General features: G+C 53.8%; 7 tRNA genes. All 7 read left to right on the top strand.

The window, feature by feature from the left end:
* Position 1 precedes the first annotated feature (1 nt).
* The 7 genes from NR125_RS29270 (at position 2) to NR125_RS29240 (ending at position 647) form a co-directional block, all read left to right on the top strand.
* Positions 2 to 77, top strand: a tRNA-Ala gene (locus tag NR125_RS29270).
* A gap of 18 nt (positions 78 to 95) precedes the next feature.
* A tRNA-Met gene (locus tag NR125_RS29265) sits at positions 96 to 172 on the top strand.
* A 17-nt stretch (positions 173 to 189) separates the two neighbouring features.
* Positions 190 to 266 (top strand) — tRNA-Ile (locus tag NR125_RS29260).
* Positions 267 to 278: 12 nt separating this feature from the next.
* Positions 279 to 371 (top strand) — tRNA-Ser (locus tag NR125_RS29255).
* Positions 372 to 392: 21 nt separating this feature from the next.
* Positions 393 to 466, top strand: a tRNA-Met gene (locus NR125_RS29250).
* 3 nt (positions 467 to 469) lie between these two features.
* A tRNA-Asp gene (locus NR125_RS29245) sits at positions 470 to 546 on the top strand.
* A 25-nt stretch (positions 547 to 571) separates the two neighbouring features.
* Positions 572 to 647, top strand: a tRNA-Phe gene (locus tag NR125_RS29240).
* Positions 648 to 650: the final 3 nt, after the last annotated feature.

The raw sequence follows: 650 nt of genomic DNA, 5'->3' as shown, positions 1-650 counted from the left end.
TGGGGCCTTAGCTCAGCTGGGAGAGCGCCTGCTTTGCACGCAGGAGGTCAGCGGTTCGATCCCGCTAGGCTCCACCATAAATATTTTAACACTTCGGCGGTGTAGCTCAGCTGGCTAGAGCGTACGGTTCATACCCGTGAGGTCGGGGGTTCGATCCCCTCCGCCGCTACCATTTAATTCATCGATGCTGGACCTTTAGCTCAGCTGGTTAGAGCAGACGGCTCATAACCGTCCGGTCGTAGGTTCGAGTCCTACAAGGTCCACCATTTTATTTATACGGAGGAATACCCAAGTCCGGCTGAAGGGATCGGTCTTGAAAACCGACAGGCGGGTCAAACCGCGCAGGGGTTCGAATCCCCTTTCCTCCTCCATATTTTATTTAATAATATTATCGCGGGGTGGAGCAGTCCGGTAGCTCGTCGGGCTCATAACCCGAAGGTCGCAGGTTCAAATCCTGCCCCCGCAATCTGGTCCGGTAGTTCAGTTGGTTAGAATGCCTGCCTGTCACGCAGGAGGTCGCGGGTTCGAGTCCCGTCCGGACCGCCATTTTTACAAACAATAAATAATATGTGGCTCAGTAGCTCAGTCGGTAGAGCAAAGGACTGAAAATCCTTGTGTCGGCGGTTCGATTCCGTCCTGAGCCACCATTT

Origin of the sequence: Cytobacillus sp. Bac17, assembly GCF_024519925.1 — a bacterium.
Lineage (GTDB): Bacteria > Bacillota > Bacilli > Bacillales > Cytobacillaceae > Cytobacillus > Cytobacillus pseudoceanisediminis.
Note: the sequence above shows the minus strand (reverse complement) of the source record. Positions and strands in the feature narration are given on the sequence as shown.